Genomic DNA, 26,292 nt, shown 5'->3' with positions numbered 1-26,292 from the left:
CTCTATTCTCCATTACGATCGCACCCATGCCAAAATACAAGCTAAACAAAATAAGCTGACAATCGTTACTGTATCGCTTGTTTTCCAGCGTAGTTGCCTAAATTTAGTACGTCCTTCACCACTTTGATATCCACGAGCTTCCATCGCAATGGCTAAGTCCTCTGCACGCTTAAAAGCACTGATAAACAGAGGAACGAGCAGTGAAATAATAGCTTTCATTCTATCTTTTATCGGTCCCCCGGCAAAATCAATACCACGTGACGCTTGTGCTTTCATTATTTTACTCGTTTCATCCATTAATGTCGGGATAAAACGAAGAGAAATTGACATCATTAATGCGATTTCATGAACAGGAACCTTTATACGCTTCAACGGCTTTAATAACGTCTCCAAACCATCTGTAATTTCAATAGGTGTCGTCGTTAACGTTAATAATGTCGTCATTAAAATAATAACGAAGAATCGTACAGAAATGTATATCCCTTGCTCTAATCCTTTTTCATATATCGAAAACCAACCAAGCTGGAATAGTACATCCCCCTCTTTATTTGTAAAAATATGCAGGAAAAATGTAAAAAGAAAAATCCATAAAATTGGTTTTAAGCCCGAAAGTACATAACGAATCGGCACTTTTGCAAAAAATAAAGCAATGAGTGCATATAAAAATAAAAATCCATATGAAATCGCATTATTTGCTAAGAAAACAACAAATACATATAAAAAGACAATCAGCAGCTTCGTACGTGGATCAAGTTGATGAATAAGTGAATTCCCCGGGATATATCTCCCAATAATCAACTGCTGCATGATTCATGACCACCTTTTCGTAACACCTGCACAACTTCATGAGTAAGATCCTCTAAAGATAAGGTAGCCTTTGGAATTGAAATACCAAACTTCTCTTCAATTGCACGTTTATACTTTAATGACATAGGAAGATCCACACCAATTTTCTCTAGTTCATCAGCATGTGAAAATACTTCCTCTGCACTTCCTTGCAAAAAGACCGTTCCTTTATGCATAACTACAATCTGCTCCGCATACTGAGCAGCATCCTCCATATTATGCGTTACAAGGATGACTGTAAGACCCTTCTCCTTGTGCAGCTTATAAAACATCTCCATAAGTTCGTTCTGCCCTTTTGGATCTAGTCCTGCTGTAGGTTCATCTAATACAAGCACTTCAGGTTCCATTGCCAGTACACCCGCTATAGCAACACGTCTCATTTGTCCACCACTTAATTCGAACGGAGAACGTGTTAACAGTTCTGGTTCTAGCCCTACAAGTTCAATTGCCTTTCTAGCCTTTTGCCTTGCTTCGTCTACAGATACTCCAAAATTAGTAGGGCCGAAACAAATATCTTTCTCCACAGTCTCTTCAAACAACTGATGTTCTGGAAATTGAAAGACAACCCCTACTTTTTTACGTAGTGGCTTTAGCTTTTTTTCTTTCTTTCCTGCCGAAATCAAATGTTCACCAATTTGAACTGTACCATTTGTCGGCTGCAATAAACCATTTAAATGTTGAATCATCGTCGACTTTCCTGAACCAGTATGACCGATAATGGCATAATAGCCCCCACTTGGAAACGACACGTCTACATCATAAAGTGCGCGTCTTTCAAATGGAGTTTTATATTGATAACGATGTTCTACTTTTTGGAATGTAATCTCCAAAGTTCGTTCACCAAGCTTTCCATTGTAAGATGCGTATTTTGCAAGAGAATTTCATTTCTTTTTAATAATTCTGCTATTTTCACCGAAAACGGTACATCTAAGCCAATTTCTTGGAGCATATGAGAGGATTTGAAAATTTTTTCTGGAGTCCCTTCCTCTAATATTTCTCCCTTATTTAAAATAATGACACGATCTGACTGTGCCGCTTCTTCTAAATCGTGCGTAATTGATAACACGGTAATACCTTTTTGAGTAACAAGTTGTCTAACCGTTTCTACTACTTCACGTCTCCCTTGAGGGTCTAACATTGACGTTGCTTCATCTAATATTAAAATAGATGGTTGAAGTGCTAAAACGCCTGCTATTGCCACTCGCTGCTTTTGCCCACCAGATAAGGAATGAGGCTCATCATTAAGAAAATCTTCCATACGGACAAGTTGCAAGGCCTGTTCTAATCTTTCAATCATTTGTTCTCTTGGCATTCCGATATTCTCCAAGCCAAATACAACATCATCTTGCACTGTCGTTCCAACAAATTGATTATCTGGATTTTGAAATACCATTCCAATTTGTTTTCGAACATCCCATACCGTTTCCTCTGATAAAACCATTGTATCATTTACTGTAATAGTCCCTGCTTCTGGCAAAAACAAACCATTCAATAATTTTGCAAGTGTAGACTTTCCTGAACCGTTTTGTCCAATAATAGATACCCATTCTCCCTCATATAAGGAAAATGAAACATCTTTTAATGCATAAGTGGCTGCCCCAGGATATTGAAATGATATATTTTCTATCCGAAGTTTCTCTTTTTTCAATAGAAGGCACCCTTTCCTTCGCCAAGTTAGCCTATTTTTATATTTAAAAAAAAGGGCCATGACCAGTTTCTTGAAAAGAACTGTCCTGCCCTTTTAATTATCATTATACTAACTCGATAATTACCATTGGTGCTGCGTCTCCGCGACGTGGACCAATTTTTGCAATACGAGTGTATCCGCCTTGGCGCTCAGCATAGCGTGGAGCTACATCAGCGAATAGTTTTTGAAGTGCATCTTGACCAGTCTCAGCGTTAGCTACTTCATTGCGAATGAAAGCTGCTGCTTGACGACGAGCATGAAGATCTCCGCGTTTACCTAAAGTGATCATTTTTTCCACTACAGAACGAAGTTCTTTTGCACGAGTTTCTGTCGTTTGGATGCGCTCGTTGATAATTAAATCAGTAGCTAAATCACGTAACATAGCTTTACGTTGCGCACTTGTACGGCCTAATTTTCTGTATGCCATTCGTAGTTCCCTCCTTTGTTGATGGGTTTAAATCCTCAGTCGTCTTTACGTAAACCTAAACCTAATTCCTCAAGTTTATGTTTAACTTCTTCTAAGGATTTACGTCCTAAGTTACGAACTTTCATCATATCTTCTTCTGTTTTGTTCGCAAGCTCTTGTACAGTATTAATTCCTGCACGTTTTAGGCAATTATAAGAACGAACAGAAAGGTCTAGTTCTTCGATAGTCATCTCAAGAACTTTCTCTTTTTGATCTTCTTCCTTCTCGACCATAATCTCAGCATTTTGTGCTTCATCAGTTAAACCAACAAAGATATTTAAATGCTCAGTTAAGATTTTGGCACCTAAAGAGATAGCTTCTTTTGGCCCGATGCTTCCATCCGTCCATACATCAAGCGTAAGCTTATCATAATTAGCCACTTGTCCGACACGTGTCTTTTCCACTTGGTAAGTCACACGTGATACTGGAGTATAAATAGAATCAATAGGAATTACTCCTATTGGTTGATCTTCGCTTTTATTTGCATCAGCTGGCGTATACCCACGGCCACGCTTTGCAGTTAAACGCACGCGGAAATGCGCATCTTTTGCTAACGTTGCAATGTGTAAATCTGGATTTAAGATTTCTACATCACTATCGTGAGTAATATCAGCAGCTGTGACAATACCTTCGCCCTGTACATCAATTTCCAACGTCTTCTCTTCTTCAGAGTAGATTTTAAGAGCTAACTTTTTCAAGTTTAAGATGATCGTCGTAACGTCTTCTACTACGCCCTCAACTGTTGAAAATTCATGTAATACGCCATCGATTTGGATAGCAGTAACAGCGGCACCAGGGAGTGAGGATAAAAGAATACGACGTAAGGAGTTACCCAAAGTAGTACCATATCCACGCTCAAGCGGTTCAATTACGAATTTACCATATTTAGCATCTTCGTTAAGTTCAACCGTTTCGATTTTCGGCTTTTCGATTTCAATCATTAACTAAACCCTCCTTCAAAACGTCGAAACCCCGGTTAAACAAAGGTATAACCCCTGTCTAACCGAAAGTCCCCCTTAGGCAGTTCCCGATTGTGCACAACAAGCGATGTTTCTGTACGAAATTTCTCGATAATGCATCATATCCATTATAGACAAAAGGGAAAATTCTATACAGAAAAATTACACACGACGACGTTTTGGTGGACGACATCCATTATGAGGAACTGGAGTAACATCTCTAATTGCTGTTACTTCTAGACCTGCAGCTTGAAGAGCACGAATTGCAGCTTCACGACCAGCACCAGGACCTTTAACAGTAACCTCTAAAGTTTTTAAACCGTGTTCCATTGCAGCTTTAGCAGCAGTTTCAGCAGCCATTTGCGCAGCGAATGGAGTAGATTTACGAGATCCACGGAAACCAAGTGCACCAGCACTAGACCAAGAAAGTGCGTTACCGTGAGTATCTGTAAGTGTTACGATTGTGTTGTTGAAAGTAGAACGAATATGAGCTATACCAGCTTCAATATTCTTTTTCACACGTTTTTTACGAGTGTTTGTTTTACGTGCCATTGTTAGTTCAACCTCCTTTACTTATTATTTCTTTTTATTTGCTACTGTACGACGTGGACCTTTACGTGTACGAGCATTGTTTTTAGAGTTTTGACCACGAACTGGTAAACCACGACGGTGACGAAGACCACGGTAAGAACCGATCTCCATTAGACGTTTGATGTTAAGAGATACTTCACGACGAAGGTCTCCCTCAACTTTAATACGATCGATGATATCACGGATACGTCCTAATTCGTCTTCCGTTAAATCACGAACTCGTGTTTCTTCAGAAATACCTGCTTCAGCAAGAATTTTTTCAGCAGTTGTGCGACCAATGCCGAATACGTAAGTTAAAGAAATAACAACGCGTTTGTCTCGAGGAATATCTACACCTGCGATACGTGCCATTACGAATGCACCTCCTTCTGATTAACCTTGTTTTTGTTTATGTTTAGGGTTTTCACAAATAACCATTACTTTTCCACGTCTACGAATAACTTTACATTTTTCGCAGATTGGTTTAACTGACGGTCTTACTTTCATGTCTCGAACCTCCTTAAAGATTACGGAGTGCTATATTATTTAAAACGGTACGTAATACGACCACGATTTAAATCGTACGGAGATAATTCTACCGTAACTTTGTCTCCTGGTAAAATACGAATGAAGTTCATACGGATTTTACCAGAAACGTGAGCCAATACGACATGCCCATTCTCTAATTCTACTTTGAACATAGCATTTGGCAACGTTTCAAGAACGGTACCTTCGACTTCAATTACATCATCTTTAGCCATTCAATAGTTCTCCCTTCTTCAAATCAGTAACATTTTACACTGCTCTGAAATCCCGGAGAGCCAGCTACTTATAAAGTGGTAAGGATTTCGTATCCTGCTTCTGTAAGAGCAATCGTGTGCTCAAAATGGGCACACCATTTACCATCTACCGTTACCACTGTCCAGTCATCAGATAGTGTTTTTACATATCGTCTTCCTTGATTCACCATCGGCTCAACACAGATGACCATTCCCGGCTTTAATCTAGGGCCTCTATTTGGTGGACCATAGTGCGGGATTTGAGGGTCCTCATGTAAGTCTTGCCCGATTCCGTGACCAACATACTCCCTAACGATCGAGAATCCATTCTCTTCAGCATGGGTTTGAACCGCATGTGAGATATTTGATAATCTCTCGCCTGGTTTTACTTGTTCTAGACCAAGATACAACGATTTTTCTGTGACATCAAGTAGCTTTTGAACAGATTCAGAAATGTTTCCAACTGGATACGTCCATGCAGAATCTCCATGGTACCCATTGTATTTCGCACCAATATCGATACTGATGATATCGCCCTCTTTGAGCTTGCGCTTCCCTGGAATTCCGTGTACAAGCTCTTCATTTACAGAAGCACATATGCTCCCCGGAAATCCGTTGTATCCTTTAAAAGATGGCGTAGCACCATATTTTTGAATCGTCTTTTCCGCTATTTGATCGAGCTCTTTCGTTGTAATTCCTGGAGTAATGTGCTGTTTCAACTCTTGATGAGTCAAAGCAACGATCCTGCCAGCTTCTCGCATGATTTCTATCTCGCGAGGAGTTTTGCAGATTATCATTACGCTAAGCCTCCGATGAGAACATCGATATCAGCAAATACTTTATTGATATCTTGCTCACCATTAATGCTTTGTAAGTAACCAAGCTCTTCGTAGAAATCAAGCAAAGGTTTTGTTTGCTTAATATTTACATCTAAACGATTTGCTACAGTTTCTTCATTGTCATCAGAGCGTTGATATAATTCGCCACCACATTTATCGCACACATCAGCTTTTGCTGGTGGATTGAATTCTAAGTGGTAAGTCGCACCGCACTCTTTACAAATGCGACGGCCTGTAAGGCGTTTTAATAACAACCCTGAATCCACATTAATGTTTAAAACATAGTCGATTTTTTTGCCAAGATCTTTCATAATTTCTTCAAGAGCTGATGCTTGTGCAACAGTTCGTGGGAAACCGTCTAGTAAGAAACCTCTTACGCAGTCGTCTTGACTTAAACGTTCACGAACGATTCCGATTGTAACTTCATCTGGAACAAGTGCACCTTTATCAATAAAAGATTTTGCTTGTAGACCCATTTCAGTTTCAGCCTTCATAGCTGCACGGAACATGTCTCCTGTTGAAATGTGAGGGATGTTATACTTGGCAACAATCTGTTCGGCTTGTGTACCTTTACCAGCACCAGGAAGCCCCATTAAAATTAAGTTCATCCTTGTTCCCCCTCAGAGTACATGAGCATGTAGGGAAGACAATTCTTCCCACTTACTCACTGCTTGATAAACCCTTTGTAATGGCGTTTTACCAGTTGGCTTTCTAGCTGCTTCATTGTTTCTAAAGCAACGCCGACAACGATTAACATACTCGTTCCACCGATCTGTGCAGATGGAGGAAGATTTCCCAATTTCGTAAAGATAACTGGTAAGATTGCAATCGCTGCTAGGAAAATTGATCCTACAAAGGTCAAACGATACAAGATTTTTGTTAGATATTGTTCCGTATTCTTACCCGGACGAATACCTGGAACATATCCACCTTGCTTGTTTAGATTCTCTGACATTTGCTCTGGATTAACCTGAACAAATGCATAGAAATATGTGAAGGCTACAATGAGCGCAACATATATGATCATTCCCACTGGGTGAGAATAGTTAAAGTTTGCAATAATCCACTGCGATACATCATGTTTCGGGAAGAACTGTGCAATAGTCGGAGGCGTAATTAAGAATGAAACAGCAAAAATTACTGGAATAACACCAGCACTATTTACCTTAAGCGGTAAATGTGTGTTTTGTGCTCCAGCATAACCACCATTTCCTCCTGTTACACGCTTCGCATATTGAATTGGGATCTTTCTAACAGCCTGTTGAATGAAAATAACACCCACAATAACTGCTAGCACAGCTAGTAAAATCAATGCAACTTTAACGATACTCATGAACAATTGATCTCCGATATTTTGAAACTGTTGCTGATACACTTGAGATATAACACTTGGGATCGCTGCGGCAATACCGCCAAAGATAAGGATGGAAATACCATTACCTACACCTTTAGCTGTAATCTGTTCACCTAACCACATTAAAAATGCAGTACCAGCAGTCAGTACCGTAGCAATGTATAAATAAGTGCTCCAACCTGGATTCAAAATTAATTGTCCACCTACCATACCGTTAAAACCGATTGACATACCAAACCCCTGAATAAACGCAAGAACAATTGTAAAGTAACGCGTGAATTGCGTTAATTTACGACGGCCCATTTCACCTTGCTTCGACCATTCCGAAAATTTAGGAACAACATCCATCTGCAATAATTGCACGATGATGGATGCTGTAATATACGGCATGATTCCCATCGCAAAGATGGAGAAGTTTTTCAAGGCTCCACCGCCAAATGTATTTAGAATACCTAAAGCATTTAATTGATCTTGTGCCTTCAGTACGTCTCCATTTGTAAATGGCACGGGGATAAACGTGCCAATCCTGAATACGATTAACATCGCTAAAGTGAATAATATTTTACGTCTTATCTCAGCAACGCGCATAAAGTTGGAGATTGTACGAAACATTAGATCACCTCAACTGATCCGCCAGCTGCTTCAATTGCTTCTTTAGCACTTGAAGAGAACTTGTGCGCTTTAACAGTTAGTTTTTTCTCTACTGCTCCGCTTGCAAGAACTTTAACACCGTCGTTTAACTTGCTGATAACGCCAGTTTCCAGCAATAATTCAGGTGTTACTTCTGTACCATCTTCAAAACGATTTAACGTTGATAAGTTTACAATAGCAAACTCTTTACGGTTAATGTTTGTGAAGCCGCGTTTTGGTAAACGACGGAATAATGGAGTTTGACCACCTTCGAAGCCAAGACGAACACCGCCGCCAGAACGTGCGTTTTGTCCTTTATGACCTTTACCAGCAGTTTTACCGTTACCAGAACCGATACCACGACCGACACGGTTACGTACTTTACGAGAACCTTCTGCAGGTTTTAATTCATGAAGTTTCATTCCCAGGCACCTCCTTATATTAATGAGTTATCCTTAAGCTTCTTTTACAGTTACAAGGTGAGAAACTTTGTTGATCATACCAAGAATAGCAGGAGTTTCTTCCTTAACTACAGTTGAATTCAACTTTTTAAGACCTAAAGCTTCTACCGTCGCACGTTGATCTTGTGGACGACCAATTACACTACGAGTGAGGGTAATTTCTAACTTTTTCGCCATTTGTTTTCCCTCCTTAACCTAGTAGCTCTTCTACAGATTTACCGCGTAATTTTGCAACATCTTCAGCGCGCTTAAGTTCGCTTAATCCGTTCACAGTAGCGCGAATCATGTTGATTGGTGTGTTAGAACCAAGAGATTTCGAAAGAATATCTTGTACACCAGCTAATTCAAGGACCGCACGAACAGGTCCACCAGCAATAACACCAGTACCCTCAGCAGCAGGTTTTAAGAATACTTCACCAGCGCCAAAATGACCGTTGATTGTGTGTGGAATTGTTGTACCAACTAATGGTACAGCGATTAAGTTTTTCTTAGCGTCTTCGATAGCTTTACGGATTGCGTCTGGTACCTCTTGTGCTTTACCAGTACCGAATCCAACATGACCGTTTTTATCGCCAACTACAACTAGTGCAGCAAAGCGGAAACGACGACCACCCTTAACAACTTTCGCGACACGATTTATCGTAACTACACGTTCTTCAAGTTCTAATTTACTTGGGTCAATGCGATGCATCAATTTTCCCTCCTTTGACCATTAAAATTGTAATCCAGCCTCACGAGCAGCTTCAGCTAGAGCTTTAACACGGCCATGGTATAAGTAACCACCGCGATCAAATACTACTTCTTTAACGCCTTTCTCTACAGCACGCTTAGCAACTGATTCTCCAACTTTCGTAGCAGCTTCAATATTGCTAGTACCGTTAAGAGCAAGGTCTTTATCAAGAGTAGATGCACTTACTAACGTTACACCATTCACATCATCAATAACTTGAGCGTAAATATGTTGGTTAGAACGGAACACGTTTAAACGTGGACGCTCTGCAGTACCAGTAAGTTTAGCACGTACACGTGCATGTCTTTTCTTACGAGTCGCATTTTTATCAGCTTTAGTGATCATTCTTGTCACTCCTTTCTCTCACCTAACGGGTTTACTTAGCAGTTTTACCTTCTTTACGACGAACAACTTCGCCTTCGTAACGAATACCTTTACCTTTGTAAGGCTCAGGAGCACGTACAGCACGGATGTTAGCAGCGAATTCGCCAACACGTTGCTTGTCGATACCTTTAATTACGATCTTAGTTGGTGCAGGTACTTCAACTTCAAGACCTGCTTCCGGAGTCATTTCTACTGGATGAGAATAACCTACGCTTAATACAAGTTTATCACCTTGTTTTTGAGCACGGTAACCAACACCGACTAATTCAAGTCCGCGTGCGAAACCTTCAGTTACACCTTCAACCATGTTTCCGATTAAAGCACGAGTTGTACCGTGTAATGCACGGTGTTCCTTCTGTTCAGATGGACGCTCAACTGTTAATGTATTCTCTTCAATTTTGATAAGCATATCAGCATTGAAAGTACGAGTTAATTCACCTTTAGGGCCTTTTACTGTTACAGTATTGTCTTCTGCAACTGTAATAGTAACACCTGCAGGGATTTCAAGAATCTTTTTACCAATACGAGACATGTGGTCACACCTCCGTTCGTTTTAAATATATATTACCAAACGTATGCTACTACTTCTCCACCAGTTTGTAATTGACGAGCGTCTTTGTCTGTCATTACTCCCTTAGATGTAGAAACAAGAGCGATACCTAATCCGTTAAGTACACGTGGTACTTCGTCAGCTTTAGCGTAAACGCGTAAGCCAGGTTTACTGATACGTTTTAATCCAGTGATTACACGTTCATTGTTTGCACCATATTTCAGGAAAATACGAAGGATACCTTGTTTGTTATCCTCGATGTATTCTACATCACGAATGAAACCTTCACGTTTTAAAAGTTCAGCGATCTCTTTTTTGATTTTAGAAGCAGGAACCTCTAATTTCTCATGACGTACCATGTTCGCATTACGGATGCGAGTAAGCATGTCTGCAATTGGATCTGTCATCACCATGTGTTTTACCTCCTTCCCATTTGTGGGTTTTACCAACTAGCTTTTTTAACACCAGGAATTTGACCTTTATATGCAAGTTCACGGAAACAAATACGGCAAAGTTTAAATTTGCGGTATACAGAATGCGGACGACCGCAGCGTTCGCAACGTGTATACTCTTGTACTTTAAACTTAGGAGTACGCTTTTGTTTCGCTATCATAGATTTTTTAGCCACGTTTTCGCCTCCTCTACTTAGCGTTGGCTTCCATTATTTTTGGAATGGCATACCGAATTGTGTTAAAAGTTCACGAGCTTCTTCATCAGTTTTCGCTGTAGTAACGATTACGATGTCCATACCGCGGACTTTGCTTACTTTATCATAATCAATCTCAGGGAAAATAAGTTGCTCTTTAACACCTAATGTATAGTTTCCACGACCATCGAATGATTTCTTAGAAACACCACGGAAATCACGTACACGTGGTAAAGAAACTGATACTAATTTGTCGAAGAACTCATACATTTGCTCGCCGCGTAAAGTTACTTTCGCACCGATTGGCATACCTTCACGAAGACGGAAACCAGCGATTGATTTTTTAGCACGAGTTACAACAGGTTTTTGACCTGTGATTTGTGTTAATTCTTCTACTGCGTTGTCTAACGCTTTTGAGTTAGATACCGCGTCACCAACACCAGTGTTGATTACGATCTTTTCGATTTTTGGTACCTGCATTACAGATTTATAGTTAAACTTGCTCACTAGAGCAGGAGTAATTTCCTTTTGGAACTTCTCTTTAAGGCGATTCAATGAAGTGACCTCCTTTCTTAAGAAAATTATTTATCTAATAATTCACCAGATTTTTTTGCAATACGAACTTTTTTACCATCTTCTACTTTGAAGCCTACGCGAGTAGGTTCACCTGTTTTCGGATCTAAAATCATAACGTTAGAAACGTGAATAGGTGCTTCTTTAGTAATAATTCCACCTTGTGGATTTAATTGAGATGGCTTAGAGTGCTTCTTAACGATATTGACACCCTCAACGATAACACGGTTTTGCTTTGGGAAAGCCACAAGGATAACGCCTTGTTTTCCTTTGTCTTTACCAGTGATTACCTGTACTTTATCACCTTTTTTTACATGCATCTTAATTCTGCACCTCCTTAGCAAGGCAATACCTTAAATTATAGAACTTCTGGAGCTAAAGAAACGATCTTCATGAAGTTGCTATCACGTAATTCACGAGCTACTGGTCCGAAGATACGAGTACCACGTGGGCTCTTATCGTCTTTAATGATAACCGCTGCGTTTTCATCAAATTTGATGTAAGAACCGTCCGGACGACGAGCTCCGCTCTTCGTACGTACTACTACTGCTTTAACAACGTCACCTTTTTTAACAACGCCACCTGGTGTTGCTTGTTTTACCGTAGCAACGATAATGTCACCAATGTTAGCATATTTACGACCAGAGCCGCCTAATACTTTAATTGTTAAAAGTTCACGTGCACCAGAGTTGTCAGCAACTTTCAAACGAGATTCTTGTTGGATCATGTTATGAAACCTCCCTTCGGACTAAAAATTCCGATTCGTCTATTTAGATAATAACCGCTTCTTCAACGATTTCAACTAAACGGAAACGCTTAGTAGCAGAAAGCGGGCGAGTTTCCATGATTTTAACGATATCGCCAAGTTTCGCTTGGTTTTGCTCATCATGGGCTTTGTACTTCTTAGAATACTTAACACGTTTTCCGTACAAGGAATGAGTTTTGTAAGTTTCAACTAAAACTGTAATCGTTTTGTCCATTTTGTCAGACACTACACGACCAGTATAAACTTTGCGTTGGTTACGTTCGCTCACTATGCAAACCTCCCCTCAATTTATCGATTAATTCCGATCTCTCTTTCACGAACTACAGTTTTCATACGAGCAATTGCTTTACGCACTTCACGAATGCGAGTTGGATTCTCTAATTGTCCTGTAGCAAGTTGGAAGCGAAGATTAAACAACTCTTCCTTTAAAGCTTTAACTTTTGTTTCGATTTCGGCAGTGGTTAATTCACGAATATCATTAGTTTTCATTAGATTCACCACCATTTTCTTCACGTTTTACGAATTTACATTTCACAGGTAACTTGTGAGCTGCAAGACGTAATGCTTCGCGTGCTACCTCTTCAGATACACCCGCGATTTCGAACATAATTTTCCCAGGTTTTACTACTGCTACCCAGCCTTCTGGTGCCCCTTTACCGGAACCCATACGTACTTCTAGAGGTTTTGCAGTGTAAGGTTTAGAAGGGAAAATTTTAATCCATACTTTACCGCCACGTTTCATGTAACGAGTCATTGCACGACGAGCAGCTTCGATTTGACGGTTTGTAATCCATGAAGCAGCTTGTGCTTGTAAACCGAATTCACCGAAAGCAATTTCAGTTCCACCTTTAGCACGGCCACGCATTTTACCACGATGCTCTCTACGATATTTTACGCGTTTTGGCATTAACATATTATTTTCCTCCTTCCTCAGAAGCTTTCTTTTTTGTAGGAAGGACTTCTCCACGGTAGATCCATACTTTTACGCCTAATTTACCGTATGTTGTATCAGCTTCAACTGCTGCATAGTCAATATCAGCGCGAAGTGTATGAAGTGGAACAGTTCCTTCACTGTAAGATTCTGCACGAGCGATATCAGCTCCGCCAAGACGACCAGAAACCTGTGTTTTAATACCTTTAGCACCTGCACGCATAGCACGTTGAATAACTTGCTTTTGTGCACGACGGAATGATACACGGTTTTCTAATTGACGAGCGATGTTTTCGCCTACTAATTTAGCGTTAAGATCAGCTCTCTTAACTTCTAAAATGTTGATGTGTACACGCTTGCCTGTTAATTGGTTAAGAGCTTTACGAAGTGCTTCAACTTCAGTACCACCTTTACCAATTACCATACCAGGTTTTGCAGTGTGAATTGTAACATTTACACGATTTGCTGCACGTTCGATTTCTACTTTAGCAACAGCAGAATCTTTTAAGCGTACATTAATGTACTCACGGATTTTGATGTCTTCATGTAATAATGTAGCGTAATCTTTCTCAGCGAACCAACGAGATTCCCAGTCACGGATAACGCCGACACGAAGACCAATTGGATTAACCTTTTGACCCATCGATTATCCCTCCTTCTTTTCTGATACCACAACTGTGATGTGGCTTGTGCGTTTGTTAATTTGGCTTGCACGACCCATTGCACGTGGACGGAAACGTTTTAACGTTGGACCTTCGTCAACGAAAACTTTTTCTACAACTAGGTTGTTAATGTCCATCTCATAATTGTGCTCTGCATTTGCGATTGCAGATTTTAAAACTTTTTCTACAACTGGAGAAGCAGTTTTTGGTGTGTGGTTAAGGATAGCAATCGCTTCACCCACTTGCTTACCTCGGATTAAGTCTACTACTAAACGAACTTTACGAGGAGCAATACGAACTGTTCTCGCTACTGCTTTAGCTTGCATTGAAGTGCCTCCTCTCATTATCTTCTAGTTTTCTTATCGTCAGCAAGGTGACCTTTGTACGTACGAGTTGGTGCGAATTCACCTAACTTATGGCCAACCATATCCTCAGTGATGTACACAGGTACGTGTTTACGACCATCATATACAGCGATTGTGTGTCCGATGAACTGAGGGAAGATTGTTGAACGGCGAGACCAAGTTTTAACAACTTGTTTTTGCTCAGATGCAACTAATTTTTCCATTTTGCTCATTAAGTGATCATCGACAAATGGTCCTTTTTTTAAGCTACGAGCCATTTTGGTGCCTCCCTTCGTGATTGGCGTACGGTTCTAGAAATGAACCGTACTACAATCCCATTATTTTTTACGACGACGAACGATAAATTTGTCAGACGCTTTGTTTTTCTTACGAGTCTTGAATCCAAGAGTTGGTTTACCCCATGGAGACATTGGAGACTTACGTCCGATTGGAGAACGTCCTTCACCACCACCGTGTGGGTGATCAACAGGGTTCATTACAGAACCACGAACTGTTGGGCGTTTACCTAACCAGCGAGAGCGACCTGCTTTACCGATTTTGATAAGTTCGTGTTGTTCGTTACCTACTTGACCGATTGAAGCGCGACAAGCAGATAATACAAGACGTACTTCACCAGAAGTTAAACGTACAAGTACGTATTTACCTTCTTTACCAAGTACTTGAGCAGATGTACCAGCAGAACGAACTAATTGTCCGCCACGACCAGGCTTAAGCTCGATGTTATGAACAACAGTACCTACTGGAATGTTGATTAATGGTAATGCGTTACCGATTTTAATGTCAGCTTCTGGGCCAGACATAACTTCCATACCTACTTCTAAAGATTTAGGAGCAAGAATGTAACGTTTTTCACCGTCAACGTAGTTAATTAATGCGATATTCGCAGAGCGGTTTGGATCGTATTCGATCGTAGCAACGCGTCCTGGAATTCCATCTTTGTTACGCTTAAAGTCGATGATACGGTATTGACGCTTATGTCCGCCACCTTGATGACGTACAGTGATTTTACCTTGGTTATTACGACCAGCCTTCTTGCTTAAAGGAGCAAGTAATGACTTTTCGGGTCTATCAGTCGTGATTTCAGCGAAATCATTCGTAGTCATATTACGACGACCGTTAGTAGTTGGATTATACTTTTTGATTCCCATCTCAATTTCCCTCCTTCTTTAGTAAGAATTAAACGCCTTGGAAGATTTCGATTTCTTTGCTGTCAGCAGTTAGCTTAACGATTGCTTTACGACGACGGCTAGTAAAACCAGCGTGACGACCAACGCGTTTTGCTTTCGGCTTGTAGTTCATGATGTTCACTTTTTCTACTTTAACACCAAAGATCGCTTCAAGAGCATCTTTAACTTCTGTTTTATTAGATTTAACGTCCACATCGAACGTGTATTTTTTTTCAGCCATCATTTCCATAGAACGTTCAGTGATAACTGGGCGCTTAATGATATCACGAGGATCTCTCATTATGCAAGCACCTCCTCTACTTTTTCCACTGCCGCTTTTGTCATGATTAGCTTATCATGATGAAGCACGTCTAAAACGTTTACGCCATCAGCAGTGATTACTGTTACTCCAGGGATATTGCGAGCAGATAACTCTACAGATTCGTTTGCATCAGCAGTTACGATAAGAGCTTTCTTCTCAACAGTTAATCCTTTAAGTACTGCTAGCATGTCTTTTGTTTTTGGTGCATTTAACACTAGGTCTTCAAGAACTACAATGTTGTTCTCAACTACTTTAGTAGCTAATGCAGATTTGATTGCTAAACGACGAACTTTCTTAGGAAGTTTGTACGCATAGCTTCTTGGTGTAGGTCCGAATACCGTACCACCACCACGCCATTGAGGAGAGCGGATAGACCCTTGACGAGCACGTCCAGTTCCTTTTTGACGCCATGGTTTACGACCACCACCGCGAACTTCAGAGCGAGTTTTTACTTTGTGTGTACCTTGACGTAAAGATGCACGTTGCATCATTACAGCTTCGAAAAGTACAGCTTCATTTGGTTCGATACCGAAAATAGCTTCAGCTAATTCGATTTCACCAACCTGTGAACCAGTTTGGTTATATACAGTAACTTTTGGCATTGGAATTCCTCCTTCCTATTGTGAATTATTTGCTAACCTTCACAGCGCCTTGAACAACTACAAGAGATTTCTTAGCACCTGGAACGTTACCTTTTACTAGTAATAAGTTGCGCTCAGTGTCAACTTGAACGATTTCTAAGTTTTGGATAGTAACTTGGTCTCCACCCATACGTCCAGCAAGTTTTTTGCCTTTGAATACACGGTTCGGAGCAACTGGGCCCATTGAACCTGGACGACGGTGATAGCGAGAACCATGAGACATAGGTCCGCGAGATTGTCCGTGGCGTTTGATAACACCTTGGAAACCTTTACCTTTAGAAATTCCTGTTACATCAACGATTTCACCTGTAGCGAATACGTCAACTTTTACCTCTTGACCAACCTCTAATCCGTCCACGTCTGCATCGCGGATTTCGCGAATGAAGCGCTTAGGAGTTGTAGATGCTTTAGCAGTGTGGCCTTGTTCAGGTTTGTTAGTTAACTTTTCACGTTTATCTTCAAATCCTAACTGGATTGCATTGTAGCCATCAGTTTCAGTTGTTTTCTTTTGAAGAACAACGTTTGGATTAGCAGCGATAACTGTTACTGGGATTAACTCACCGTTCTCAGCAAATACTTGAGTCATACCGATCTTTCTTCCTAAGATTCCTTTGGTCATGAGTTACACCTCCTACATTTTTAAGTTATATAAATTATAGTTTGATTTCGATATCTACACCAGATGGTAAGTCTAAACGCATTAATGAATCTACTGTTTGTGGAGTAGGACTCACGATGTCGATTAGACGTTTGTGCGTGCGCATTTCGAATTGCTCACGAGAATCTTTGTACTTATGAACAGCACGAAGAATTGTGTAAACAGTTTTTTCAGTTGGTAATGGGATCGGACCAGAAACTGTTGCCCCAGAACGCTTAGCTGTTTCTACAATTTTCTCAGCTGACTGATCAAGAATACGGTGATCGTAAGCTTTTAAACGGATACGAATTTTTTCTTTTGCCATTATTTTCCCTCCTTCGTTCGCCTATTTCTAAAATAGACCTTCTCCATGGAAATTTCCCCACACCATGCCATGGCAAAGCGGCCGGGTGTGTCAGCAACCTTCCACTTCATCGCAGTCAAAGACCAACATTGTCTATTATACAATGTTATTCGTCTAGATGCAAGCATCTTTTTGTTTGCATCTGCTTTTCTCTACTTTTGCTATTATACATGGCACTTTAAAGAATTTCAAGTTTTCATCTAACAGAATTCATTTTACAGTTTCTGGATTATCTTTTGTCGTTTTTATAATACTATAGAAGAAACTCGTCAAAACAAAAAACACCCTCTTCTTCCTTATATAAACGCAAACAAAAAACCTAAGGGAAAATCCCTTAGGTTTTTTTATATCAGTTAAGATTACTCAACGATAGTAGCAACTACACCGTAACCTACTGTACGTCCACCTTCACGAATAGAGAATTTAGTTCCCTCTTCGATAGCGATTGGAGCGATAAGTTCGATAGTCATTTCGATGTTGTCACCAGGCATTACCATTTCAGTACCTTCTGGTAATTGGATGATACCAGTTACGTCAGTTGTACGGAAGTAGAACTGAGGACGGTAGTTAGCGAAGAATGGAGTGTGACGTCCACCTTCTTCTTTAGATAATACGAAAACTTCAGCTTTGAATTTAGCGTGAGCTTTTACAGAACCGCTTTTTGCAAGTACTTGTCCACGTTGGATGTCTTCACGAGCAACCCCACGAAGTAAAGCACCGATGTTGTCTCCAGCTTGAGCTTGGTCAAGAAGTTTACGGAACATCTCTACACCAGTTACAGTTGTAGAAGCATTTTCTTCAGCAAGACCGATGATTTCTACTACGTCACCAACTTTAACGATACCGCGCTCAACACGACCAGTAGCAACTGTACCACGACCTGTGATAGAGAATACGTCCTCTACAGGCATTAAGAATGGTTTGTCAGTTTCACGTTCTGGAGTTGGGATGTAAGCATCAACTTCAGCCATTAATTCAATGATTTTTGCTTCCCAATCAGCTTCTCCTTGAAGAGCTTTAAGAGCAGAACCTTTGATTACAGGAATGTCGTCGCCTGGGAATCCGTATTCAGATAATAGGTCGCGAACTTCCATTTCTACTAATTCTAATAATTCTTCGTCATCTACCATGTCGCATTTGTTTAAGAATACAACGATGTAAGGAACACCTACTTGACGAGAAAGAAGGATGTGCTCACGTGTTTGAGGCATTGGGCCATCAGCAGCAGATACTACTAAGATACCGCCGTCCATTTGAGCAGCACCAGTGATCATGTTTTTAACATAGTCAGCGTGACCTGGGCAGTCAACGTGTGCATAGTGACGAGTTTCAGTTTCGTACTCAACGTGTGCAGTTGAGATTGTGATACCGCGCTCTCTTTCTTCTGGAGCAGCATCGATTTGATCGTATCCGCGTGCTTCAGCACCACCAGCTTTTGCAAGAACTGTAGTGATCGCAGCAGTTAATGTAGTTTTACCATGGTCAACGTGGCCGATTGTACCGATGTTAACATGGGGTTTAGAACGTTCGAATTTAGCTTTAGCCATTCTAAATTCCTCCTTAGTTTATATAGGTTATTTTATATTTAGACTAGAAAGTGAAACTTACGTCCCACTTTCTAAGCTTACATAAGTAGTTATACTTGAACAATCGATAAAAATCAATTATTCACCTTTATTTTTTTTGATAATTTCTTCAGAAACAGACTTTGGTACTTCTTCATAGTGGTCAAACACCATAGAGAATGTTCCGCGTCCTTGAGTGTTAGAACGTAATGACGTTGCATAACCGAACATTTCAGAAAGTGGAACCATAGCGCGAACAACTTGTGCGTTACCGCGAGCTTCCATACCTTCTACACGTCCACGACGAGATGTTACGTCACCCATAATGTCACCCATGTACTCTTCAGGAATTACAACTTCAACTTTCATCATTGGCTCAAGAATTACTGGGCTACATTTAGAAACCGCAGCTTTAAGTGCCATAGATGCAGCGATTTTGAACGCCATCTCAGATGAATCGACATCATGGTAAGATCCGTCAACTAATGCAGCTTTAATGTCAACTAGTGGATAACCAGCTAGTACACCATTTTTAAGTGCATCTTCAAGACCTGCTCCAACAGCTGGGATGTATTCACGAGGAACTACACCACCGACGATCTTGTTTTCGAATTCGAATCCTTTACCTTCTTCGTTAGGTTCAAACTCAATCCAAACGTGACCGAATTGTCCACGACCACCAGATTGACGAGCGAACTTACCTTCAACTTTCGCAGCAGCGCGGAAAGTCTCACGGTATGCTACCTGAGGAGCACCAACGTTTGCTTCCACTTTGAATTCACGGCGCATACGGTCAACGATGATATCAAGGTGAAGTTCACCCATACCAGCGATGATAGTTTGGCCAGTTTCTTGGTCAGTGTGAGCACGGAATGTTGGATCTTCTTCAGAAAGCTTAGATAATGCTGTACCCATTTTATCTTGGTCAGCTTTAGATTTTGGTTCGATAGCTACAGAGATAACTGGCTCTGGGAATTCCATAGACTCAAGGATAACAAGGCTCTTCTCGTCACAAAGAGTATCACCAGTAGTAGTATCTTTTAAACCTACAGCAGCAGCGATATCACCAGCGTAAACTGTTGAAATCTCTTCACGGCTGTTAGCGTGCATTTGTAGGATACGACCTACACGCTCACGCTTACCTTTAGTTGAGTTTTTCACGTATGATCCAGAGTTTAACACACCAGAGTACACACGGAAGAACGTTAACTTACCAACATAAGGGTCAGTCATGATTTTGAATGCTAAAGCTGCGAATGGTTCTTCATCGCTAGACTTACGTTCTACTTCTTCATCTGTATCCGGTAGAGTACCTTTAATAGCAGGTACATCTAGTGGAGATGGAAGGTAGTCGATAACTGCGTCTAACAGAATTTGAACACCTTTGTTTTTGAATGCAGAACCACAGATTACTGGGAAGAATTCTACAGAAGTTGTAGCCTTACGGATACCAGCTTTAAGCTCTTCTACAGTGATTTCTTCACCTTCTAGGTACTTCATCATCATTTCTTCATCAAGCTCAGCTACCGCTTCAATAAGTTTTCCACGGTATTCTTCAGCTAATTCTTTGTGCTCTTCAGGAATTTCAACACGTTGAATGTCTGTTCCTAAATCGTTACCGTACATGTAAGCACACTCTTCAACAAGGTCAATGATACCATTGAACTCATCTTCAGCACCGATTGGTAACTGAATTGGATGTGCGTTTGCTTGTAAACGATCGTGGATTGTTCCTACAGAGTATAAGAAATCTGCACCGATCTTATCCATTTTGTTAACGAATACGATACGAGGTACGCCGTAAGTAGTAGCCTGACGCCAAACAGTTTCTGTTTGTGGTTCTACACCAGATTGCGCATCAAGTACTGCTACAGCGCCATCAAGTACGCGTAAAGAACGTTCTACTTCTACTGTGAAATCTACGTGTCCTGGAGTATCAATGATGTTTACACGATGACCTTTCCATTGTGCTGTAGTTGCAGCAGAAGTAATTGTGATACCACGCTCTTGCTCTTGCTCCATCCAGTCCATCTGAGATGCACCTTCGTGAGTTTCACCGATTTTATGAATACGTCCTGTGTAGTACAGAATACGCTCAGTTGCTGTTGTTTTACCAGCATCGATGTGAGCCATGATACCAATATTACGAGTGTTTTCTAAAGAGAACTCTCTTGCCATTTGGTGTCTTGCTCCTTCCATATATGGATTGGATTTTTTTATTTTAAGTAGCAAAAAAGCCACTTTATATTGTTACACATGTCAGTATGTCCAGTACTCTCATTATGTAAAACGAGCGCCCGATGAAAGGGAGAGGCATTCTCCCTCTCCACACTTCCATAAGCGACAAATAAAGCGGTTTATGCTTACATTTATTTTACGTTGAATCCTACCAACGGTAATGAGCAAATGCTTTGTTAGCTTCTGCCATTTTATGAGTGTCTTCACGTTTCTTAACAGATGCACCAGCGTTGTTAGCTGCATCTAAGATTTCGTTAGCAAGACGCTCTTCCATAGTTTTTTCACCACGAAGACGAGCGTAGTTTACTAACCAACGAAGACCTAAAGTTGTACGGCGTTCTGGACGAACCTCAACTGGAACTTGGTAGTTAGCACCACCAACACGACGAGCGCGTACTTCAAGAACAGGCATGATGTTCTTAAGAGCTTGCTCGAATACTTCCATTGGCTCTTTACCAGTACGTTCGTTTACGATATCGAACGCATTATAAAGAATTGTTTGAGATTTACCTTTTTTACCGTCAACCATCATTTTGTTGATAAGGCGTGTTACTAGCTTCGAATTGTACATTGGATCTGGTAACACGTCACGTTTCGCAACAGGTCCTTTACGAGGCATATTGAGTTCCTCCTTTCATTTTAAAGTTATTATTTTTTAGCAGGTTTTGGTCTCTTAGTACCATATTTAGAACGTCCTTGCATACGTTTGTCAACACCAGCTGTGTCAAGCGCACCACGAACGATGTGGTAACGTACCCCCGGTAAATCCTTTACACGACCACCGCGAATTAATACTACGCTATGCTCTTGTAGGTTATGACCGATACCTGGGATGTAAGCTGTAACCTCGATACCGTTTGTTAAACGTACACGAGCGTATTTACGTAACGCTGAGTTAGGTTTCTTTGGAGTCATTGTACCAACACGAGTACATACACCACGTTTTTGAGGTGCAGAGATATCAGTTGATTTTTTCTTTAAAGAGTTAAAACCTTTGTTTAACGCAGGTGATTTAGATTTCCATACTTTATCAGTACGACCATTTCTCACTAATTGGTTAATAGTAGGCATTTGATTATCCTCCCTTCGCATGTTTGTATGACCACATATCCAGGTGGTTCATTATTAGTTGAAAACAAAGTTTTTGCAAGGAAGAGCAAATGCTCTCTCCTCACAAAAACAGTTTTAACTTATTATTCCTATTGCTGAAGCTCCCACTTGAATCCCCGAAGCTTTACCAAGCTTACGAACTGATTCAACTTTTGTTATGGGCACGTTATATTGCATTGCAATACGAATGATAGCATGGGTTAACCGCATGTCAGCATCCTCTGCGATGACAACTTCTTTAACTGTACCATTTTTGATTGCTTCCAATGTGCGTTTATGACCAACGACTACATTTTCAGCAGTTGATACTTTTTGATAAGACATATAAATATCCTCCAAAGCATCGTTCAGGAGCAACCTTGATTATAGTAACATTTTGACTCATACAATGTCAACTAAGATTAATTGTTTTTATACAAAATTTATGACGGAAAATTTTACTGTTCCACATAAACCTCATCGTTTTCTACGTTCATGTCATCTTGTGTTGTTTTTACAAGATCCACTTTGCGATAACGATTCATACCTGTTCCAGCAGGAACAAGTTTACCGATAATAACATTTTCTTTTAATCCTAGAAGTTCATCGCGTTTACCCTTAATTGCTGCATCAGTTAAGACACGAGTTGTTTCTTGGAACGATGCTGCAGATAAGAATGAATCTGTTTCAAGTGAAGCTTTTGTAATACCAAGTAGAACAGGTCTAGCTGTTGCTGGTTGCTTACCTTGCAGTAAGACCTTAGCATTCGCATCAGTAAACTGATGGATATCTAGTAATGTTCCTGGTAATACATCTGTTTCACCTGCATCACTTACACGAACTTTACGTAACATTTGACGTACCATTACCTCTACGTGTTTGTCACCAATTTCTACCCCTTGCATACGGTATACTTTTTGAACTTCACGTAATAAGTACTCTTGAACCGCCGTAATGTCCGTTACTTTTAGTAATTCTTTCGGATCAATAGAACCTTCTGTTAACTCTTTACCGTGGCTAATTGGCTGTCCTGGAGTTACTTTCAGACGAGCACCGTAAGGAATAGCATACGTACGAGCTTCAACTTCACCCTGTACAACTACTTCTTGGCGATCTTTAACGTCGTTGATCGCTGCGATAACACCGTCGATTTCACTGATAACTGCCTGACCTTTCGGATTACGAGCTTCGAAGATCTCTTGGATACGAGGTAAACCTTGAGTAATATCATCTCCGGCAACCCCACCTGTATGGAATGTACGCATCGTTAACTGTGTACCTGGCTCACCGATAGATTGAGCTGCGATAATACCTACCGCTTCTCCTACTTCTACGTCTGTTCCAGTTGCTAAGTTACGACCGTAACACTTCTTACATACACCGTGGCGAGTGTTACACGTAAACGCTGAACGAATGTTTACAGTTTCAACACCCGAATTTTCAACGATATGAGCGATATCTTCAGTAATTAATTGATTTTCAGCAACTAATACTTCACCTGTTTCAGGATGTTTTACAGTTTTTCTTGCAAAACGTCCAACAAGACGATCATATAATGACTCGATAACTTCATTACCCTCTTTAATCGCACCAATTAATAAACCGCGATCTGTTCCACAATCATCTTCACGAACGATTACATCTTGTGCAACGTCAACAAGACGACGTGTTAAGTAACCAGAATCGGCAGTTTTAAGTGCTGTATCGGCAAGACCTTTACGCGCACCATGCGTAGAGATGAAGTACTCAAGTACTGTTAAACCTTCACGGAAACTCGATTTGATTGGAAGTTCGATGATACGACCAGATGGATTGGCCATAAGACCACGCATACCAGCAAGCTGAGTAAAGTTAGATGCGTTACCACGGGCACCTGAGTCACTCATCATGAAGATTGGGTTGCGTTTATTCAAGGATTTCATCAGTTTTCCTTGGATAACATCTTTTGCATTACTCCAAATAGAGATAACGCGATCGTAACGTTCTTCTTCCGTGATTAAACCGCGACGGAATTGTTTAATTACATTATCTACTTTTGCTTGTGCTTCGTGGAGAATTTCATCTTTTTCGCCTAATACAAGAATGTCAGATACCCCAACTGTAATACCAGCTTTTGTAGAGTACTTGAATCCTAAGTTTTTCATACGGTCAAGCATGCGAGACGTTTCTGTAATTTGGAAACGTTTGAACACTTCCGCAATGATGTTACCAAGGATCTTCTTGCTAAATGGCGCCACTTCTTCGCGACTAGCAATAATTTCTTTAATGTTCGCACCTTTTTCAACGAAATATTTCGCTGGTGTTTCTTTTTCAAGGTTTGAATTTGTTGGTTCATTAATATAAGGGAACGACTCTGGTAAGATTTCGTTAAATATTAATTTACCAACTGTTGTTAATAGAAGCATACTCTTTTGCTCTTCAGTAAATGTTGCGTTGTTTACTGCACTTGCAGCTACTGCAACACGTGTATGAAGATGAACATATCCATTTTGATATGCAAGCAATGCTTCGTTTGCATCTTTGAAGACCATACCTTCACCGATTGCACCTTCACGCTCAAGTGTTAAGTAATAGTTACCTAATACCATATCCTGAGATGGAGTAACAACTGGTTTACCGTCTTTCGGGTTCAAGATGTTTTGTGCCGCTAACATAAGAAGACGAGCTTCAGCTTGAGCTTCTGATGATAAAGGTACGTGAACGGCCATTTGGTCACCGTCAAAGTCCGCGTTGTATGCAGTACATACAAGTGGGTGAAGACGGATTGCGCGACCTTCTACTAATGTAGGTTCAAACGCCTGGATACCAAGACGGTGAAGTGTTGGTGCGCGGTTTAGAAGTACTGGATGTTCTTTAATCACAGACTCTAAAACGTCCCAAACTTCAGGTTGTACACGCTCGATTTTACGTTTCGCACTCTTAATGTTATGTGCTAATCCTTTTTCAACTAACTCTTTCATTACGAAAGGTTTGAACAGTTCAAGCGCCATTTCTTTTGGCAATCCACATTGATACATCTTTAAGTTCGGTCCTACAACGATTACAGAACGACCAGAGTAGTCAACACGTTTACCTAATAAGTTTTGACGGAAACGTCCTTGTTTACCTTTAAGCATGTGAGATAGTGATTTTAATGGACGGTTACCTGGCCCAGTAACTGGACGGCCACGACGACCATTATCGATTAATGCGTCTACAGCTTCTTGTAACATACGTTTTTCGTTTTGAACGATGATGCTTGGTGCACCTAAGTCCAATAGACGTTTTAAACGGTTGTTACGGTTAATTACACGACGGTATAAGTCGTTTAAGTCAGAAGTAGCAAAACGTCCACCGTCTAACTGTACCATTGGGCGTAGTTCTGGTGGGATTACTGGTAGAACATCTAAGATCATCCAAGACGGTTCATTTCCAGAGTTACGGAATGCTTCTAATACTTCTAGACGTTTAATAGCACGAGTACGGCGTTGTCCTTGTGCTGTTTTTAATTCTTCTTTTAAGAAGTCTACTTCTTTATCTAAATCGATGTCTTGTAGTAGCTTTTTAATTGCTTCTGCACCCATAGCAGCTTGGAATGTGCTACCATATCGATCACGATATGCACGGTATTCTTTTTCAGAAAGTAATTGCTTCTTATCAAGTGGTGTATCTCCACTTTCTGTTACAACATAAGAAGCGAAATAAATTACTTCTTCAAGCGCGCGAGGGGACATGTCTAAGACAAGTCCCATGCGGCTCGGGATACCTTTGAAATACCAAATATGAGATACAGGAGCAGCTAATTCGATATGACCCATACGTTCACGACGTACTTTTGCACGCGTTACTTCAACACCACATCGATCACAAACTACACCTTTATAACGTACACGTTTGTATTTTCCGCAATGACATTCCCAGTCCTTTTGTGGTCCGAAAATACGCTCACAGAACAAGCCATCTTTTTCAGGCTTTAACGTACGATAGTTAATAGTTTCTGGTTTCTTAACTTCACCGTATGACCAAGAACGAATCTTGTCAGGTGAAGCAAGTCCAATCTTCATATATTCAAAGTTATTTACATCTATCAAGG

Annotated in this window: 39 protein-coding genes; all 39 read right to left on the bottom strand. The window is 40.5% G+C overall.

The genetic code is table 11. From position 1 onward, the window contains the following. Positions 1–12 precede the first annotated feature (12 nt). The 39 genes from ACTFR3_RS27355 to rpoC all read right to left on the bottom strand — a co-directional run bounded on the left by ACTFR3_RS27355 (position 13) and on the right by rpoC (position 26,290). Complete coding sequence (locus tag ACTFR3_RS27355; protein WP_001186526.1) at positions 13–807, bottom strand: energy-coupling factor transporter transmembrane component T family protein; 795 nt, start codon at positions 805–807, stop codon at positions 13–15. Next, on the bottom strand, positions 795–1,676 hold the full coding sequence (locus ACTFR3_RS27350; RefSeq protein ID WP_000406535.1) for an energy-coupling factor ABC transporter ATP-binding protein: 882 nt from the start codon (positions 1,674–1,676) through the stop codon (positions 795–797). Before ACTFR3_RS27350 ends, ACTFR3_RS27355 begins: the two co-directional genes overlap by 13 nt. Next, a complete protein-coding gene (locus tag ACTFR3_RS27345) occupies positions 1,652–2,494 on the bottom strand; it encodes an energy-coupling factor ABC transporter ATP-binding protein (protein ID WP_000711757.1) in 843 nt (280 codons plus the stop codon). The genes ACTFR3_RS27350 and ACTFR3_RS27345 overlap by 25 nt, the downstream gene beginning before the upstream one ends. A 103-nt stretch (positions 2,495–2,597) precedes the next feature. After that, on the bottom strand, positions 2,598–2,960 hold the full coding sequence (gene rplQ / locus ACTFR3_RS27340; RefSeq protein ID WP_000331490.1) for a 50S ribosomal protein L17: 363 nt from the start codon (positions 2,958–2,960) through the stop codon (positions 2,598–2,600). 35 nt (positions 2,961–2,995) lie between these two features. Continuing rightward, positions 2,996–3,940 (bottom strand): DNA-directed RNA polymerase subunit alpha, encoded by a 945-nt coding sequence (locus tag ACTFR3_RS27335; protein ID WP_000569643.1) that lies wholly within the window; start codon positions 3,938–3,940, stop codon positions 2,996–2,998. 180 nt (positions 3,941–4,120) lie between these two features. Next, positions 4,121–4,510, bottom strand: a complete 390-nt coding sequence (gene rpsK / locus ACTFR3_RS27330) for a 30S ribosomal protein S11 (RefSeq protein WP_000101798.1) — start codon at positions 4,508–4,510, stop codon at positions 4,121–4,123. A 24-nt stretch (positions 4,511–4,534) separates the two neighbouring features. After that, complete coding sequence (rpsM, locus tag ACTFR3_RS27325; RefSeq protein ID WP_000090788.1) at positions 4,535–4,900, bottom strand: 30S ribosomal protein S13; 366 nt, start codon at positions 4,898–4,900, stop codon at positions 4,535–4,537. A gap of 21 nt (positions 4,901–4,921) precedes the next feature. Beyond that, on the bottom strand, positions 4,922–5,035 hold the full coding sequence (rpmJ, locus tag ACTFR3_RS27320) for a 50S ribosomal protein L36 (protein ID WP_000868344.1): 114 nt from the start codon (positions 5,033–5,035) through the stop codon (positions 4,922–4,924). Between the two features lie 35 nt (positions 5,036–5,070). Continuing rightward, positions 5,071–5,289 carry a translation initiation factor IF-1 gene (infA, locus tag ACTFR3_RS27315; protein WP_001029884.1) on the bottom strand — a complete coding sequence of 73 codons (219 nt, stop codon included), beginning with the start codon at positions 5,287–5,289 and terminating at the stop codon, positions 5,071–5,073. 68 nt (positions 5,290–5,357) lie between these two features. Then, positions 5,358–6,104, bottom strand: coding sequence for a type I methionyl aminopeptidase (map, locus tag ACTFR3_RS27310; protein ID WP_000582539.1), 747 nt, complete (start codon positions 6,102–6,104; stop codon positions 5,358–5,360). After that, a complete protein-coding gene (locus ACTFR3_RS27305; protein WP_001048989.1) occupies positions 6,104–6,754 on the bottom strand; it encodes an adenylate kinase in 651 nt (216 codons plus the stop codon). The genes map and ACTFR3_RS27305 overlap by 1 nt, the downstream gene beginning before the upstream one ends. Before the next feature lie 56 nt (positions 6,755–6,810). Beyond that, positions 6,811–8,112 carry a preprotein translocase subunit SecY gene (secY, locus tag ACTFR3_RS27300; protein ID WP_000490117.1) on the bottom strand — a complete coding sequence of 434 codons (1,302 nt, stop codon included), beginning with the start codon at positions 8,110–8,112 and terminating at the stop codon, positions 6,811–6,813. Continuing rightward, entirely contained in the window at positions 8,112–8,552 is a 441-nt protein-coding gene (gene rplO / locus ACTFR3_RS27295) for a 50S ribosomal protein L15 (RefSeq protein ID WP_000766081.1), read from the bottom strand. The genes secY and rplO overlap by 1 nt, the downstream gene beginning before the upstream one ends. 33 nt (positions 8,553–8,585) lie before the next feature. Beyond that, positions 8,586–8,768 (bottom strand): 50S ribosomal protein L30, encoded by a 183-nt coding sequence (gene rpmD, locus ACTFR3_RS27290; protein WP_001085234.1) that lies wholly within the window; start codon positions 8,766–8,768, stop codon positions 8,586–8,588. A gap of 13 nt (positions 8,769–8,781) precedes the next feature. Next, the gene (rpsE, locus tag ACTFR3_RS27285; RefSeq protein ID WP_000554646.1) at positions 8,782–9,282 is read right to left on the bottom strand and encodes a 30S ribosomal protein S5; all 501 of its coding nucleotides are present in this window, start codon (positions 9,280–9,282) and stop codon (positions 8,782–8,784) included. A 21-nt stretch (positions 9,283–9,303) separates the two neighbouring features. Further along, positions 9,304–9,666, bottom strand: a complete 363-nt coding sequence (rplR, locus tag ACTFR3_RS27280) for a 50S ribosomal protein L18 (protein ID WP_000628816.1) — start codon at positions 9,664–9,666, stop codon at positions 9,304–9,306. Between the two features lie 31 nt (positions 9,667–9,697). Then, positions 9,698–10,237 carry a 50S ribosomal protein L6 gene (gene rplF, locus ACTFR3_RS27275; protein ID WP_000086558.1) on the bottom strand — a complete coding sequence of 180 codons (540 nt, stop codon included), beginning with the start codon at positions 10,235–10,237 and terminating at the stop codon, positions 9,698–9,700. 32 nt (positions 10,238–10,269) lie between these two features. Then, positions 10,270–10,668, bottom strand: coding sequence for a 30S ribosomal protein S8 (gene rpsH, locus ACTFR3_RS27270; RefSeq protein WP_000245511.1), 399 nt, complete (start codon positions 10,666–10,668; stop codon positions 10,270–10,272). Between the two features lie 29 nt (positions 10,669–10,697). Then, positions 10,698–10,883 carry a 30S ribosomal protein S14 gene (gene rpsN, locus ACTFR3_RS27265; protein ID WP_001085700.1) on the bottom strand — a complete coding sequence of 62 codons (186 nt, stop codon included), beginning with the start codon at positions 10,881–10,883 and terminating at the stop codon, positions 10,698–10,700. 33 nt (positions 10,884–10,916) lie between these two features. Beyond that, entirely contained in the window at positions 10,917–11,456 is a 540-nt protein-coding gene (gene rplE / locus ACTFR3_RS27260; RefSeq protein ID WP_001080831.1) for a 50S ribosomal protein L5, read from the bottom strand. Positions 11,457–11,482: 26 nt separating this feature from the next. Next, positions 11,483–11,794 carry a 50S ribosomal protein L24 gene (rplX, locus tag ACTFR3_RS27255; protein WP_000558200.1) on the bottom strand — a complete coding sequence of 104 codons (312 nt, stop codon included), beginning with the start codon at positions 11,792–11,794 and terminating at the stop codon, positions 11,483–11,485. Positions 11,795–11,832: 38 nt separating this feature from the next. Beyond that, a complete protein-coding gene (gene rplN, locus ACTFR3_RS27250; RefSeq protein ID WP_000615912.1) occupies positions 11,833–12,201 on the bottom strand; it encodes a 50S ribosomal protein L14 in 369 nt (122 codons plus the stop codon). A gap of 43 nt (positions 12,202–12,244) precedes the next feature. Next, a complete protein-coding gene (gene rpsQ / locus ACTFR3_RS27245) occupies positions 12,245–12,508 on the bottom strand; it encodes a 30S ribosomal protein S17 (protein WP_000004106.1) in 264 nt (87 codons plus the stop codon). A 20-nt stretch (positions 12,509–12,528) separates the two neighbouring features. After that, the gene (gene rpmC / locus ACTFR3_RS27240) at positions 12,529–12,729 is read right to left on the bottom strand and encodes a 50S ribosomal protein L29 (protein ID WP_000855718.1); all 201 of its coding nucleotides are present in this window, start codon (positions 12,727–12,729) and stop codon (positions 12,529–12,531) included. After that, entirely contained in the window at positions 12,719–13,153 is a 435-nt protein-coding gene (gene rplP, locus ACTFR3_RS27235) for a 50S ribosomal protein L16 (RefSeq protein ID WP_000928969.1), read from the bottom strand. Before rplP ends, rpmC begins: the two co-directional genes overlap by 11 nt. Before the next feature lies 1 nt (position 13,154). Further along, positions 13,155–13,814 carry a 30S ribosomal protein S3 gene (rpsC, locus tag ACTFR3_RS27230; RefSeq protein ID WP_000529956.1) on the bottom strand — a complete coding sequence of 220 codons (660 nt, stop codon included), beginning with the start codon at positions 13,812–13,814 and terminating at the stop codon, positions 13,155–13,157. Between the two features lie 3 nt (positions 13,815–13,817). Further along, positions 13,818–14,159 (bottom strand): 50S ribosomal protein L22, encoded by a 342-nt coding sequence (gene rplV, locus ACTFR3_RS27225; protein WP_001148024.1) that lies wholly within the window; start codon positions 14,157–14,159, stop codon positions 13,818–13,820. A gap of 17 nt (positions 14,160–14,176) precedes the next feature. After that, a complete protein-coding gene (rpsS, locus tag ACTFR3_RS27220) occupies positions 14,177–14,455 on the bottom strand; it encodes a 30S ribosomal protein S19 (protein ID WP_000124454.1) in 279 nt (92 codons plus the stop codon). A gap of 60 nt (positions 14,456–14,515) precedes the next feature. Beyond that, on the bottom strand, positions 14,516–15,346 hold the full coding sequence (rplB, locus tag ACTFR3_RS27215) for a 50S ribosomal protein L2 (protein ID WP_000511583.1): 831 nt from the start codon (positions 15,344–15,346) through the stop codon (positions 14,516–14,518). A 28-nt stretch (positions 15,347–15,374) separates the two neighbouring features. After that, on the bottom strand, positions 15,375–15,665 hold the full coding sequence (gene rplW, locus ACTFR3_RS27210) for a 50S ribosomal protein L23 (RefSeq protein ID WP_001205558.1): 291 nt from the start codon (positions 15,663–15,665) through the stop codon (positions 15,375–15,377). Next, positions 15,665–16,288: a 50S ribosomal protein L4 gene (gene rplD, locus ACTFR3_RS27205; protein ID WP_001127258.1), complete on the bottom strand. Its 624-nt coding sequence runs from the start codon at positions 16,286–16,288 to the stop codon at positions 15,665–15,667. Before rplD ends, rplW begins: the two co-directional genes overlap by 1 nt. 25 nt (positions 16,289–16,313) lie before the next feature. Continuing rightward, positions 16,314–16,946 carry a 50S ribosomal protein L3 gene (gene rplC / locus ACTFR3_RS27200; RefSeq protein ID WP_000160207.1) on the bottom strand — a complete coding sequence of 211 codons (633 nt, stop codon included), beginning with the start codon at positions 16,944–16,946 and terminating at the stop codon, positions 16,314–16,316. Positions 16,947–16,980: 34 nt separating this feature from the next. Beyond that, on the bottom strand, positions 16,981–17,289 hold the full coding sequence (rpsJ, locus tag ACTFR3_RS27195) for a 30S ribosomal protein S10 (RefSeq protein ID WP_001040596.1): 309 nt from the start codon (positions 17,287–17,289) through the stop codon (positions 16,981–16,983). Positions 17,290–17,687: 398 nt separating this feature from the next. Beyond that, the gene (gene tuf, locus ACTFR3_RS27190) at positions 17,688–18,875 is read right to left on the bottom strand and encodes an elongation factor Tu (RefSeq protein WP_001029614.1); all 1,188 of its coding nucleotides are present in this window, start codon (positions 18,873–18,875) and stop codon (positions 17,688–17,690) included. Between the two features lie 117 nt (positions 18,876–18,992). Continuing rightward, positions 18,993–21,071 (bottom strand): elongation factor G, encoded by a 2,079-nt coding sequence (gene fusA / locus ACTFR3_RS27185; RefSeq protein ID WP_000090370.1) that lies wholly within the window; start codon positions 21,069–21,071, stop codon positions 18,993–18,995. A gap of 208 nt (positions 21,072–21,279) precedes the next feature. Then, positions 21,280–21,750 carry a 30S ribosomal protein S7 gene (gene rpsG, locus ACTFR3_RS27180; RefSeq protein WP_001137491.1) on the bottom strand — a complete coding sequence of 157 codons (471 nt, stop codon included), beginning with the start codon at positions 21,748–21,750 and terminating at the stop codon, positions 21,280–21,282. Positions 21,751–21,779: 29 nt separating this feature from the next. Next, entirely contained in the window at positions 21,780–22,202 is a 423-nt protein-coding gene (gene rpsL / locus ACTFR3_RS27175) for a 30S ribosomal protein S12 (protein WP_001142341.1), read from the bottom strand. 114 nt (positions 22,203–22,316) lie between these two features. Continuing rightward, positions 22,317–22,565, bottom strand: coding sequence for a 50S ribosomal protein L7ae-like protein (locus tag ACTFR3_RS27170; protein ID WP_000121836.1), 249 nt, complete (start codon positions 22,563–22,565; stop codon positions 22,317–22,319). Between the two features lie 113 nt (positions 22,566–22,678). After that, positions 22,679–26,290, bottom strand: coding sequence for a DNA-directed RNA polymerase subunit beta' (gene rpoC, locus ACTFR3_RS27165; protein WP_000567939.1), 3,612 nt, complete (start codon positions 26,288–26,290; stop codon positions 22,679–22,681). Between the last annotated feature and the right edge of the window lie 2 nt (positions 26,291–26,292).

The organism is Bacillus cereus group sp. MYBK14-1, from assembly GCF_051916885.1.
In the GTDB taxonomy this organism is placed as follows: Bacteria; Bacillota; Bacilli; order Bacillales; family Bacillaceae_G; genus Bacillus_A; species Bacillus_A cereus.
Note: the sequence above shows the minus strand (reverse complement) of the source record. Positions and strands in the feature narration are given on the sequence as shown.